Annotated in this window: 8 protein-coding genes; 6 read left to right on the top strand and 2 right to left on the bottom strand. The window is 41.3% G+C overall.

The genetic code is table 11. The features are described 5' to 3' along the window. The first annotated feature begins 293 nt into the window (after window positions 1-293). On the top strand, window positions 294-1,385 hold the full coding sequence (locus ESB04_RS03115; RefSeq protein WP_235832168.1) for a formylglycine-generating enzyme family protein: 1,092 nt from the start codon (window positions 294-296) through the stop codon (window positions 1,383-1,385). On the opposite strand, the gene ESB04_RS03110 is transcribed toward ESB04_RS03115, so the two are convergent. Together ESB04_RS03110 and ESB04_RS03105 are read right to left on the bottom strand one after the other, a co-directional pair. Next, window positions 1,378-3,825, bottom strand: coding sequence for an outer membrane beta-barrel family protein (locus ESB04_RS03110; protein WP_129026187.1), 2,448 nt, complete (start codon window positions 3,823-3,825; stop codon window positions 1,378-1,380). The genes ESB04_RS03115 and ESB04_RS03110 overlap by 8 nt on opposite strands. Window positions 3,826-4,148: 323 nt before the next feature. Then, on the bottom strand, window positions 4,149-5,561 hold the full coding sequence (locus ESB04_RS03105) for a PQQ-dependent sugar dehydrogenase (protein WP_129026185.1): 1,413 nt from the start codon (window positions 5,559-5,561) through the stop codon (window positions 4,149-4,151). Window positions 5,562-5,706: 145 nt separating this feature from the next. On the opposite strand from ESB04_RS03105, the gene ESB04_RS03100 reads away from it, so the two are divergent. The 5 genes from ESB04_RS03100 to ESB04_RS03080 are packed head-to-tail and all read left to right on the top strand — an operon-like array spanning window position 5,707 to window position 14,002. Then, the gene (locus ESB04_RS03100) at window positions 5,707-6,684 is read left to right on the top strand and encodes a Kelch repeat-containing protein (protein ID WP_129026183.1); all 978 of its coding nucleotides are present in this window, start codon (window positions 5,707-5,709) and stop codon (window positions 6,682-6,684) included. 12 nt (window positions 6,685-6,696) lie between these two features. Next, the gene (locus ESB04_RS03095; RefSeq protein ID WP_129026181.1) at window positions 6,697-9,015 is read left to right on the top strand and encodes a PSD1 and planctomycete cytochrome C domain-containing protein; all 2,319 of its coding nucleotides are present in this window, start codon (window positions 6,697-6,699) and stop codon (window positions 9,013-9,015) included. A gap of 12 nt (window positions 9,016-9,027) precedes the next feature. Then, on the top strand, window positions 9,028-10,482 hold the full coding sequence (locus tag ESB04_RS03090; RefSeq protein ID WP_129026179.1) for a DUF1501 domain-containing protein: 1,455 nt from the start codon (window positions 9,028-9,030) through the stop codon (window positions 10,480-10,482). 5 nt (window positions 10,483-10,487) lie between these two features. Continuing rightward, on the top strand, window positions 10,488-12,671 hold the full coding sequence (locus ESB04_RS03085; RefSeq protein ID WP_129026177.1) for a c-type cytochrome domain-containing protein: 2,184 nt from the start codon (window positions 10,488-10,490) through the stop codon (window positions 12,669-12,671). Between the two features lie 23 nt (window positions 12,672-12,694). After that, the gene (locus ESB04_RS03080; protein WP_129026176.1) at window positions 12,695-14,002 is read left to right on the top strand and encodes an aminotransferase class V-fold PLP-dependent enzyme; all 1,308 of its coding nucleotides are present in this window, start codon (window positions 12,695-12,697) and stop codon (window positions 14,000-14,002) included. The last annotated feature ends 41 nt before the right edge of the window (window positions 14,003-14,043 follow it).

The following is a 14,043-nucleotide window of genomic DNA, read 5'->3' as shown; positions in this document are numbered from 1 at the left end:
GGGTTTGATTGATTTTACTGTTGTAAAACTAAGCAAATGAACGATTGTTTTTACTGACCATTGTCAGGTATTTGGGTAATTTCGATTTTGTTAACAAACACGCCTACAACTAGTCTAATTGTGGCGATTTATTTTAATTATCTTGATTGATGGCTTATCATGTATATCTGGGGACCAGGTGATATTCGTTTAGTTTAAATTATTATCTTGTGATTTCTTTTAATATTTTTATGCCTTTCCAGCTTAGATTTTCTTGGATTACTTGGAATAGAAGATGCTTCGGTATGGTCTATATGATGCTAAGTTTACCTGTGCTTGGCCAGGACAAATTGACTCAAAAGCAAAAGGATTCTTTGGCAGCTTGCCATGTGCCTTTACCTGCCAAGAGAGGATGGGTCAAAAGGAATACGTCCACCCAAAATTTACTGCAAAAGAACTCATTGGTAGGAATGAAAAAAATTCCAGCGGGTGTTTTTGAAATGGGTTCACATGATGAGAAGGGTAGAACAGATGAATACCCGCTACACCGTGTGGCGGTTAAATCATTTTGGATGGATGAAACCGAGGTAACTAATGCTCAATTTGCAAGTTTTGTGGCGGCAACAGGTTATATAACAACGGCCGAGAAAGCGGTGTCCTGGGAAGAATTGAGTAAGCAAGTTCCACCAGGCACTCCACGTCCTCCAGATTCATTATTAGCTCCTAGTTCATTAGTTTTTGTCCCCACAACAGGTCCCGTGAATTTAGTGGATTATAGCCAATGGTGGCAATTTGTCCGTGGCGCAGATTGGCGGCACCCTTCTGGACCTCAGTCATCGATAGTGGGAAAAGAGAATCATCCTGTTGTTCAAGTATCTTGGGATGATGCCCAAGCCTACGCTAAATGGGCAGGTAAACGCTTACCTACCGAAGCAGAGTGGGAGTGGGCAGCTCGGGGAGGATTGAAAAATATGGAGTATCCTTGGGGGGCAGAACCAGTAGATGTGGGGGTGGTGAAGGCAAATACCTGGCAGGGGAATTTTCCATATAAAGATGTAGCCAAAGACGGATACCAGTTCACTACTGCGCCAGTAAAGCAATTTCAAGCCAATGGATTCGGCTTATATGATATAGCAGGCAATGTTTGGGAATGGTGTCAAGATAATTACCGCCATGACTATTATGCTCAATTAAAAAAGCGTGGAACAATAGCTCAGAATCCCAAAGGCCCTGTCACCAGTTTTGATCCAGATGAGCCAGGCATTCCTAAAAAAGTAATGAGAGGTGGCTCTTTTCTGTGTAATGATTCCTATTGTGCCTCTTATCGCAGTTCAGCCCGCATGAAATCAAGTCCAGATTCCGGATTGATGCATACGGGCTTTCGCTGCGTAAAAGATATTAATTAGCGGTTTTTACCCGACCTTTTTCATCATCTAAACCCGTGTTTCTGGAACGAGCGCCTTTGATAGCCGTGTTTCCAAATCGATAGGTAAAATTGAACCTTATTACGCGTGTATCATTCCTGTTTTTCACCGTTATATCAATGTCGCCGTATTTGATGAAGGCCTTAGGATTTCTAGTATATAAGATATCGTTGGCATTCAAGCTGATCGTTCCTTTTTTGTTTAAGATGGATTTTTGAATACCTAAGTTTAAGGAACCTCCCGGACCGAAGTTAAAGGCTTGCTCTAAACCACCTGAGAAGAATTGTCCGCCCATTTCTAATTTAAAGCCATTGTTTAGCGTAAATGTATGGTTAGAATTGATGTAGAACATGTTTCCAGATTGGTTAAGTTGAGCATCATCTACCTTACCCACTAATTCGTTGCGGTTAAGTTGGATGTCCGTATTACTTGTCCACCATTTGGTTACTGGTATCGGTAAGGAGAAACTTAAGCTATAAGATGTTCTCTGAGCTAGGTTAGCAGAAGTTTGGTACGTCTTACGCGCTTCAGTGTCTTGTCTGAGCAATTGGGTAATCACATCATTGGTATGGCTGTAACCAAAAGTGGAATTGAAGGCGCCTTTAAATGTATGAGTAAGTTCGAAGGAGTTGGTCAGCTGTGGCATCAACATCGGGTTTCCCACTTGATAAGTATAGTTGTCCAAGAAGAATACGAATGGATTTAGGTCTGAGTATCCAGGGCGATTAATGCGGCGACTGTAGTTCAATCCTAAAGTATGGTTCTTGTTTACTTCGTATTGTAAAAAGGCACTTGGGAATAATTGCTTATAATCTCTGTGGAAAGAAGAATCTGTAGCAGCATTTTCATAAGCCATGGATTTACCATCTGCGATCGTCCATTCTCCTCTCAATCCAATTTGATAGCTCCATTTACCTATTTTCCGCTCTGTATTTAAATATGCGGCATGAATCTGCTCTTCATACATAAAGCGGTTGCTTTGTTTATATAAGAAGGTATAGTTCTCTTCACCGGCTGTTTTTCCCCTGAACTGTAAATCGTTATCAGTTTTAACATAGCTAGATTTAACTCCCATTCCCCATTTGCTAGTCTTAGAAATGGGTAGAACGAAGTCAGATTTTAAGGAATATTGATTGATGAAAGATCGTGCTCCGGTACGCAAAAGGGAGTCATTTTTGATTTTAGTTAACTCTGATCCATACCATTGAGTCAAATAGTCATTTTGGTTTTTATCCACAAATCTAGCATAGTCCAAATCGACTGTCAGTTCTTTTCCTGTGCTATCAAAAGTATGTTTTAGATTGAAGTTGTTCGCAAAGTTATGGAACGGGTTGTCCATAGAATTGTAAGTATCCAATTTGCTCATGATGGCATTGGTGCTCAGGTTTCGCTGTATGGATTGATTTAAGCCGTTGTTCAAGGTAGTTTGATTTAACCCTCCCGAGAAAAGCACTCCCAAAGTTGTTTTTTCGTTGACCGTCCAATCTGCCCCAGCTTTTAAATTGGTGTAAGTACCTTTGAAGGGTAGGTCGGTCGAGGAACTCCAAACCTCATTTTGTGCACGGAAATATCGAGTAATATCATTATGCTGCAAGTTATTTCGACCAAAATAAGAGGCGTTTCCAAAGACATTCCAGCCCTTGTTACGATAGTTCAAATTTAACCCTGCGCTGGAGCGAGTGTAAACACCTTGGCCAATCGAACCATTTACTGATCCGTTCATACCCATGTTTGCATTCTTTTTCATTTTAATGTTGATGATTCCTGCGGTACCAGCCGCATCATATTTAGAAGAGGGGTTGGTCATAATTTCCAATTGAGAAATTTGATCAGCAGATAGATTTCTCAAAAAGTTACTTAGGTCGTTTCCAGAAAGGTAGGAAACCTTTCCGTCTATCATCACTTTCACTCCTTGTTTGCCACGTAAACTGATGTTCCCATCTTTATCGACAATTACACCCGGAGAGCGCTCGAGCACTTCCATGGCGGAGTTTCCTGCGGCCATCACTGAGTTTTCTACATTGACTACGGTTTTATCCAACTGTTTTTCGATGAATGGCTTTGTCGCTTTTACGATGACTTCAGTCAACTCAGTAGTTGCTGGTTCTAAGGCAATAACCCCTAAGTCTATTTGAGTATTGGCATTCACTTCACCTATGTTTTTTGTGAAGGCTTTGTAACCAGTAAATTGAATTTTTAAAGTATAATTTCCTTGAGGAATGGCGGCGGCTTTTAACTCACCATTCTCGTCAGTGATAAATCCCTTCACTAAAGTCGAGTCACTAGCTTTTCTCAAAATAACTGAGGCAAAGGGAACAGGCTGATTTTTTTCATCTCTGATTTTAGCCGATAAACCGTTGTCGGCAAAAGCTAAAATAGGGGTAATAATGGCCATAAAGGTGGATAAAATAAAAGTTTTCATTAGGCGGATTGAATTAGTTTTTTGGTTGTTTTATGAGAATATGTCTTAGATGTATACATGAAGCCATTGGTTGCATGTCCTTCGTTAACAATGCAAAACTATACTAGGTACTTTGTTATACATAGTACTATATGACGAACAATAGTTTGTTTTGGATGAGTGGTGAATAGTTCATGCAAATTGTAAAATACCAGTATTGGCGAGTATGTGGAAGGAAGCAGTATTGCTCCATAATAATGGGCAGTAAATGGAAGGCTATTAAAAAACAAAGGGGCCAGCATATCATATGCTGACCCCTTTTCAGGTACTAAATGATTAAATTCTTATTGTGGCCTCAAACGGAATACCATGCCTGGATTCTCTACGCCTACATATAAATAGCCATCCATACCCATCTTCACATTACGCATACGGCCTAGGTTAACCAAGACTTTTTCTTGAGAAACTACTTTATTGTTTTTTACTACAACTCTGTTCATGTAGTTAAAACGCAATGAACCCATCATTAAATTTCCTTTCCAAGCTGGGTATTTATCACTGTCTACAAAAGCTAAGCCTGATGGAGCGATAGAAGGTAAGTAATAGGTAATCGGCTGTTCCATGCCTTCTTTTTTTGAAATATTGGTAATAGGTTTACCATCATAATTGATTCCGTAAGAAATAGTGGGCCATCCATAGTTTTTACCAGCCTGGATAATATTGATTTCATCACCACCTCTTGGACCATGTTCTGTTTCCCAGATATCACCAGTGTATGGATTTAACGTTAAACCCTGTGGGTTTCTTTGTCCATAAGAATAAATGCTGTGATGGAATTTTTCTTTATCCTTGCCTACAAATGGATTGTCTTTTGGAATAGATCCGTCATCGTTTAGACGGTGAATTTTTCCATTGTCATTGTCCGTTTCTTGTGGGAATACTTTTTCCATTCCTCTTTCACCCACACTAAAGAATAAGTATCCTTTTTTATCAAAGGCAATACGAGAACCAAAATGGTGGAAGGTTTTGGTATAAGGTATTGACTCAAAAATATCTTGAGACTCTACCCATTCATTGTTCTTAATTTTTCCACGGACTATTCCGGTAGCAGTTAATGTTTGACCATTTTCTGTTTTAAACTTGGAATAGGAAAGGTAAATCCAACCATTGGAAGCATATTTTGGATGTAGAACTACATCTAACAAACCGCCTTGTCCCTTCGCCATAACCGCTGGAGTACCTTTTATGGCTGTTTTATGTTGTTTTTGGTCTACTAAATATAAGGTACCTGAACGATCCGTAATTAAGTAGTCTTTGTTCGGTAATTGAGCAAAGCCCCACGGACTTTCGAATCCAGTAGCAATGGTGTCCAAAACCACTGTCATTCCTTCCGATTTGAATACATTGGAGCTAGGCTTATTGGCAAACTTGTATTGGTCTACACTGGCTAATTTTTCTGTGATTAAATCCGCTAACTTTTCAATTTCTTTGGCGCTCAAAGCGGCTTTCCAAGCAGGCATACCTAAATCAGCATATCCATTACTGATGGAGGCAATCAATTCTGGCTTCGTTTTGCCATGTTTCCAAGTGCGGTCTACAAAGGCGTCCACTTTCTCGCCATGGCAGCTAGAACAATACTGGGTGTAGGTTTTTTCAGTAGATTCATCTAGTATGGCCTCCTTAGGGGCGTTTTTTAGCGACAGCAAACTGATGGATGCAAGGGCAATTCCGCCGATGAGGCTAAGTCTCTTATTCATATTTTGTCAAATTAAAGGGTCCTTACTGGGTATTTTAACGCACTAATCTAAAAATAAAATGTGGAAATTTTATCTAGTCCTATCCCTGTAAAAAGATGAACATTTCAAGATTTTTTTTACATTAGAACTTTAAACCTATTAAACCATGAAAATGTTTCTCTCGATTTGCTTGGGATTAATCTCACTTGGGATGTCTGCGCAGGACACAAATCTTTCTTGGCAAATAATAAGTTCCCAACAGCCAGCACAAAAAAGACATGAGAGTTCCATGGTGGAATGCGATGGAAAATTTTATGCTCTGGGTGGTCGAGGTAATCGTCCGATCGAAGAATTTGATCCCAAAACATCCAACTGGACGGTTTTAGCGGATGCTCCCATGGAGTTTCATCATTTTCAAGCCATTTCTTTTCAGCATGAGATTTATGTGATTGGGGCATTGACAGGCTCCTATCCACATGAAAAACCTATACCTCATTTTTTGATTTTCAATCCTAAAACAAAAACCTGGAGACAAGGTGCCAGTATTCCTGCCGAACGTGTAAGGGGTTCCGTTGGTGTTTTTACTCGTGGGACTAAAATTTATTTAGTCGCAGGCATTATCGATGGACATTACGATGGACACGTAACTTGGTTTGATGAATATGATACTAAAAACAACACTTGGAAAGTCCTACCTGATGCACCCAGGGCGAGAGATCATTTTCAAGCAGTAATGGTGGGAAAGGATAAAGCTTACGTGGCAGGAGGCCGGACTTCCCACGCTAAAATTGGTAAAGTGTTAGATTTGTGCATCAAGGAAGTGGATGTATTTGACTTTAAAACCAATCAATGGTCTACCTTGGTAGAGGGGCTTCCTACCTTAAGAGCGGGCACTTCCTCTTTAGGAATCGGTCCATATTTGGTGGTGATGAATGGGGAAAGTGTGAAGCAAGTGCCAGGTCATGCTGAAGTAGAAGTACTAGATACGAGAAAAGGAACTTGGTTTAGCTTACCTAATTTAAAACAAGGTAGACATGGAACAGGCGTTGTTTATTGGAAAGGTAAAATATACGTAGTAGCTGGTAGTGCTAATCGGGGAGGAGGACCAGAGTTGAATGAAATGGAATGCTTATCTTGGAAATAAATGAGTCTATATATGTTAAAGCAATTCATTCGGTTTTTACTTCTTGTTGGAATTCTTAGTGTCTTTGCCTACAGTTCTTGGCAATGTACCACTTTACAAGCAGATGATACTAGCTTACCTGATGTCGTTGATTATAATTACCATATTCGCCCTATATTATCGGATCGGTGTTTTAAATGCCACGGTCCTGATGCTAATAAAAGGGAAGCCCATTTGCGATTAGATACCCCAGAGGGAGCTTATGCTGCATTTAAAGATAATACCAAAGCACATGCCATTGTACCAGGAAACCCAGAAGCCTCCGAAGTGATGGCCCGTATCACTTCCAAAGATACCTCTCTTCGAATGCCTCCCATGAAGTCAAATTTGACCCTCAGTCCTCGGGAAATAGAATTGATAGAAAAATGGATTCAGCAAGGTGCCAAATACAAGCCACATTGGGCTTTTATTGTTCCTAAATCCCCTGCTATCCCTGACGCGGATGAATCTTGGGTACGTAATCCCATCGATCATTTTACCTATGTTAAGATGAAAGAGAAAGGATTGAGCCCAAGTGAAGAAGCGGACAAGGAGCGATTACTCAAACGGGTATGTTTTGATTTGACGGGCTTACCTCCAAGCTTAGAAATGCAGGAGCGCTTTTTGAAAGATACTAGTCCCAACGCTTACGAAAAAATCGTGGATGAATTGCTTGGCAATAAACATTACGGCGAGAAAATGGCCACCTATTGGTTAGATGTGGCCCGATATGCTGATTCTCATGGGTATCAAGATGATGGATTGCGTACCATGTGGCCTTGGAGAGATTGGGTCATACATGCTTTTAATTCGAATTATTCCTATGCTAAATTTTTAACCTGGCAGTTGGCCGGAGATTTAATTCCCCATGCCACTAAAGAAATGGTTCTTGCCACGGGTTTTAATCGAAATCATAAAATCACCCAAGAGGGTGGGGTGATAGATGAGGAATACCGCGTAGAATATGTCAATGACCGAACCAGTACTTTTGGGAAGGCATTTTTGGCATTGACCTTTGAATGCTCCAAATGTCATGATCATAAATATGATCCGATTTCACAAAAGGACTATTACAGTACTTTTGCCTTTTTCAATCAAGTGCCTGAAAAAGGTTTGTTTGGAACCATCGATGCTTCCTTTGCTGACCCTCCCAATATTAAAATTACCAGTCAGGAAGTGTCATCCATTTTGAAATTCATTAATAAGCGGGATACAGCGGCTGTGGAAGTGATGGTGATGCAGGACTCTACTCAATGGCGTCCCACTTATGTATTGAATCGGGGAAATTATGATGCACATGGGGAACCGGTAGGAGTGGGTATTCCTAAAAGCATTTTGCCTTATTCTCCACAGAAATATGGAAAAAATCGTTTAGGTCTAGCCAAATGGCTTTTGGATGATCAAAACCCATTGACTTCACGCGTATTTGTCAATCGGGTATGGTTTCAGTTTTTTGGAAGGGGAATTGTAAAAACCTTGGGAGATTTTGGAATGCAAGGGGAATTACCATCTCATCCTGAATTATTGGATTGGCTAGCCGTAGACTTCAAATCCCACCATTGGAATATCAAGCGATTGGTGAAGCAAATTGTCACATCAGCTACTTACCGTCAATCCTCCGTAGTGAAGTCAGAACACCTGAAAGTGGATCCAGATAATGTTTATTTATCCCATGCCCCTCGTCTACGGATACCTGCCGAAAATGTTCGTGATCACGTATTGGCTAGTTCAGGTTTACTCAATCCAGAAATAGGTGGTCCCAGCGTGAAGCCTTATCAACCCAAGGGTATTTGGGAAGTGGCCTCCTCGGGTCGGGGTTCCTTAATGACCTATGTACAGGACCATCGAAAAGATTTATACCGAAGAGGCATGTATGTATTTATTAAACGTACTGTTCCTCCTCCCTCCATGTTGATTTTTGATGCCAGCAACCGAGATCAATGCGAGGTGCAACGAGGAAGGACTAACACGCCTTTGCAAGCCTTGGTCATGATGAATGATCCCCATGTTTCAGAAAGTGCCCGCGTGTTGGCAGAAAATATGTTAAAGCTTAAGTTGCCTACGGATGAACTGTTAAGTCAAGTGTTTAGAAAGATTGTTTGTAGGACTCCCCAATCCAAGGAATTATCGATTTTGAAAAAATACCTGGAGGCTGAGCAAAATGAGTTCAAGAAGAGGCCACAAAAAATTAAGAAGCTCCTGCAAATTGGGGAATATCCTGTAGAACCATCTTTGCTTAACCCATTTACAGCAGCTTTGATGCAAACGATACAGATGATTTATAATATGGAAGAAACTTTAATGCGGGTTTAAACGATTTCAGCTATGGAAAATGAGTTTTTGAAAAATAGACTGAATATCACGCGAAGGCATTTCTTCGGAAAGGCAGCCGCGGGAATTGGTGGTTTAGCATTGGGTTCATTATTGATTCCCAAGATTTGGAAAGGAGATGGCACAGATATGTCAGCTAGTCCTTTGGGGCTGGCTCAGTATGCCCCTAAGGCCAAGCGCATTATTTATTTATGCCAAAATGGGGCACCCTCCCAATACGAGACATTCGACTACAAGCCCTTGTTAAACAAAATGATGGGCCAGGATTTACCGGAGTCCATTCGGGGAGGACAACGCCTAACGGGTATGACCGCCAGTCAGACCAAGTTTCCTCTGATGGGGTCTTATTATAATTTCAGGCAGCATGGACAGTCGGGCGCATACATCAGTGATTTGCTTCCCAATATTGCTAAAATAGCAGATGACATTTGTATCGTACGAACTATGAATACGGATGCCATCAACCATGATCCGGCATTAACTTTTTTGCAGACTGGCGCACAAGTGGGCAATAGGCCAAGTATGGGAGCCTGGTTAAGTTATGGATTAGGCAGTGAGAATAAGAATTTGCCTGCTTTTTGCGTGCTATTATCTAAAGGCCGTGGTAATGGACAAGGCGTGTATTCCAAATTGTGGACCAATGGTTTCTTAGATTCTACACACCAAGGGGTAGTTTTTAGTTCCAGCGAAGATCCCATCTTATATTTGAATGATGCCGATGGCGTAGATAAGCAGGACCGCCGCCGAATGTTAGATCATTTGGCGGAGTTAAATCAATTAGGATTTGATGAAAGTGGTGATCCTGAAATTCAAGCGAAAGTACAGCAATATGAAATGGCCTATCGCATGCAAACTGCGGTGCCTGAATTAACTGATCTTTCTAAAGAACCTGACCATATTATTAAAATGTATGGTCCTGATTGCTTGGTACCGGGAACTTATGCCGCCAATGCCTTGCTCGCCAGAAAATTATCTGAATCAGGGGTGCGCTTTGTACAATTGTACCACCAAGGCTGGGATTCTCACGGAAACCTGCCGAATGAAATGGCCATGCAAGCACAGGACGTAGACCGTGCTTCCGCAGCTTTGATTACCGATTTAAAGCAAAGAGGTTTATTAGATGAAACCTTGGTTATTTGGGGTGGCGAGTTTGGAAGGACGAATTATTGTCAAGGGAATTTCACTCCAGATAATTACGGACGTGATCACCACCCAAGAGCTTATAGTATTTTTATGGCTGGCGGAGGTACTAAGCCAGGAACCGTGTATGGAGAGACGGATGAATTTGGATACAATGTGGCCAAAGACCCCGTGAATATTCATGATTTTCATGCCACCGTGCTGCATCTGATGGGAATCAATCATGAGCAATTAACTTATAAACATTTGGGAAGAAGGTACCGACTGACGGATGTATCGGGTAAGGTCATCCCAGGACTTTTGGCATAGATAGGATGAATAGAGAAAACTTATCTTCTTGGTATAGCATTCTGTTGAGCGGCCTGATTTTTCTACATGCTTTATTGCTGTTTTTAGTTTTTTGGCAAGAGCAGGTAAGTTTGCCTATGGTCTTCCAATGGATGGGCCGTTTGCATCCCTTGATCTTGCATTTACCCATTGGTTTTGCCGTCTTGCTCCCTTTGGCATATTTACTTCGGCAACCCTTGGGGGAACAAGCATTTTATATCTCCTTTCGATTTGTACTTTATTTAACGGCTTTGAGTGCTGCGCTCTCTGCCTTGATGGGCTTCTTTTTGTCGCAGGAATCTGGTTTTGAACAAGATCCACTTTTTTTCCACCAATGGGCTGGTTTAGCCGTTGCCTGGTATTATTTGATTTTATTAGTCCTCTTTGATCGAATGTACCTTTCTATTTCTCAATCCAGCTGGGCTGCTGCTTTGGGATTAATTTTGGTAGCCATCGCCGGACATGGCGGGGCCAATATTACGCATGGTGAAAATTATTTAACGGAATTAGTAAATGCATCCAATACCCCAGTCGCCCTAACCCCAGAATCCAGTTTACTGGAAGGGGCTATTCAACCCATTTTTGAGAAAAAGTGCGTTTCTTGCCATAATGATAAGAAGTTGAAAGGTCAGTTGAACATGAGTTCTGTAAGCAAGATGCTTCATGGTGGTAAACATGGCGCCATGTGGAAGGCTGGTGATGTGGCTGGAAGCCTATTTTTAAAGCGGGCTCATTTGCCTCTGGAGCACAAGGAACACATGCCTCCTAAAGGTAAGGTTCAATTGACTGCCGATGAGCTATTGCTTTTGGAAGCATGGGTCAAAGATGGGGCTTTGGTGGATAAAAAAATCAAAGAATATGCGGCTGCCTCCATGGTTCCCCAATTGGTTGCTAAGTTATTGGCAGCACCTATACAAATTGAGATTCAAAAAAGGGAATACCCCTTTGACGCAGCCAGTGAATCCGATATTCAATCAGTTAATACGCCCTTTTGCTCGGTTTATCCGCTTTCCAGTGATGCGCCTGCCTTGCAGGCTGATTTTTATGTCACCAAGCGATTTGAGCTGAAAAGTTTAGAAAACCTTTCCAAAGTGGCGGATCAGTTGGTCGGAATCAATTTGGCAAAAATGCCCATAAAGGATGAGAATTTAGGCCTTCTGAGCCAATTTGTAAACCTTGAAAAATTAAATTTGAATTTTACGGAAATTAAAGGTCCTAACCTGAAAGTACTTGCGGCCAACAAACAGTTGCAATCCTTAGCCTTGTCGGGAACTAACATTTCGGCGAGTCATTTGCAAGCTTTACTAGGCTCATTACCTCAATTAAAGGAGGTGTTTTTGTGGAATACAGGCATTGCTGCTGAACAGATTGCCCATTGGAGGAAGACTTATCCCGCCATACGTTGGGAAGAAGGTTTTGTACCAACGGATGAAAAGCTGATGATTAATCCTCCCATTTTAGTGAATGAAAATTTCTTTTTAGGACCTAAAGATAAGGTTCAATATAAGCATACCATTCAAGGGACTAGTATACATTATACCCTAGACAAAGATCAGGAACCAGATTCCTTGGGTACTTTGGTGACCAAGGGGACTATTGATATACCTAATTATACCGTAGTCAAAGTGATAGCTACAAAGGCTGGATGGTGGGCTAGTAAGGTAGTTAAAAACACTTTTTACAAATATCGATTTGTGCCAGATTCGGTGTATTTAATTACTCAACCCGAGCCTAAATGGCAGGCAAAAGGTGGGAGTACTTTGAAAGATTTGATTCAAGGAAAGCGTGATATCAGAGGCTTGGCCAATGATACTTGGTTGGGCTTTCAACAACATGATGTGGATGCCCTGTTTGAGTTTAAGCAGGCAAAACCTGTTCGAGGTATCACTTTAAGTTATTTAAGAAAACAGGATTCCAATATTTTCCCTCCTCTGGAGATTGAAGTATGGGCTGGAAACTCAGCCAATAACTTGAAGAAATTGGTGGTAGCTAAGCCAGAACAACCTAAAGAAAATGGTGGCTATTCTCCGCAGGCCATTAACTTGGATTTGCCACAGACCAATTTCAGTCATTACCGAGTTCTGGCCAAAAGAATCAAGCGTTTCCCAGACTACGTAAAAGACAAAGCCAATCCTGCGATTATAAAGCTGGATGAAGTGTTGTTTTATTGATAATTAAATAAGTTTAAACCTATATGACTAACCGTAGAAAATTTGTGCAAAGCCTAGGTTTGATGACAGGCGCCTTCTCCGCTTCCAGTTTATTTCAACAAGCTCATGCGGCCGATTTCCAACAAATGCTGGATTTCAAGCAGCATTTGTCGCCAGCACAATTAGCCGAGGATGAAGATTTCTGGGCTTTTGTGCAGCAAGGATATACTACCAGTCCTAACATCATCAATTTAAACAATGGGGGAGTAAGTCCAAGTCCACGCGTCGTGCAGGAAGCTGTAGAGAGATATAATAAATTGTCTAACGAAGGCCCTTCCTATTTTATGTGGCGGGTTTTGGATCAGGGAAGAGAGCCTTTACGGGAAAAATTAGCGGAGCTGGCAGGTTGCGATAAGGAGGAAATTGCCATCAATAGAAATGCTACGGAGGCCTTAAATACGGTGATTTTTGGATTGGATTTTAAGGCGGGCGATGAAATCATTGGGACTAAGCAAGATTATCCCAATATGATTAATGCTTGGCGACAAAGGGCACAGCGGGATGGAATTGTATATACTCAACTGAGTTTTGATTTTCCTATCGAGAATGATGCTCAAATTGTGGAAACATTTGAGAAGGCCATCACCCCCAAAACCAAATTATTGCATGTGACTCACATCATCAACTGGGTGGGGCAAATTATGCCCGTAGCCAAGATTTGTGCCATGGCCAAGAAACATGGAATAGAGGTATTAGTGGATGGTGCGCATACGTTTGGCTTATTAGATTTCAAAATTCCTGATTTAGGATGTGATTATTTCGGTACGTCTCTTCATAAATTTTTATCGGCACCGATTGGTTCGGGTATGCTTTGGATCAAGAAGGAAAATATAGAAAAAGTGTGGCCATTAGTATGTAATGACAAACCTCGCGGTGCGGATATCCGTAAGTTTGAGACCTTGGGTACACGTAGTTTTCCTATCGAGCAAGGCATCGGTGAGGCGATCAACTTCCACAATGCCATTGGTTCCAAGCGTAAAGAGGAGCGGATTAGATATTTGAAGAACTATTGGACCACCCGAGTAAAAGATGTGCCTGGAGTCAAAATTCATACTTCCTTTAAGTCTGCCTACTCCTGTGCCATCGCAGGCGTGAGCATAGAGGGAATGACCATCCCAGAATTGGATAGTGCCTTATTTACAAAATATAAGATTCATACCGTGGGGATTGTTTGGGAAAATATTTCCTGTGTGAGAGTGACTCCGCATGTGTACACCCGACTTAAAGACCTGGATAAAATGGTGCATGCCATTACGGAACTAGCTGCTCAGGCTAAGAATAAAAAATCGTAACATAATTAAATTGACATGTTTTATTTAATTCATGTCATAAA

Source organism: Aquirufa rosea (genome assembly GCF_004118285.1).
Lineage (GTDB): Bacteria > Bacteroidota > Bacteroidia > Cytophagales > Spirosomataceae > Aquirufa > Aquirufa rosea.
Note: the sequence above shows the minus strand (reverse complement) of the source record. Positions and strands in the feature narration are given on the sequence as shown.